Consider the following 200-nt stretch of genomic DNA (forward strand, 5'->3'; position numbering starts at 1 on the left):
CGAGCCCGGCACCGGCAAGACCGTCCTGGCCTATGAGATCGCCAGGGCGATGAACGCCCCGCTGATCACCTGGCACATCAAGTCGACGACCAAGGCCAGCCAGGGCCTGTACGAGTACGACGCCGTCACCCGCCTGCGCGACAGCCAGCTCGGCGACGAGCGGGTCAAGGACGTCCGCAACTACATCAAGAAGGGCAAGC

1 protein-coding gene is annotated in these 200 nt (G+C 66.0%); it reads left to right on the forward strand.

The annotated features are described in order from the left end of the window. Positions 1 to 200 (forward strand): AAA family ATPase (locus tag B3E43_RS12515; protein ID WP_292030001.1); only part of this gene is annotated, 200 nt, incomplete at both ends.

This window comes from Brevundimonas sp. UBA2416, from assembly GCF_002343105.1.
Lineage (GTDB): Bacteria > Pseudomonadota > Alphaproteobacteria > Caulobacterales > Caulobacteraceae > Brevundimonas.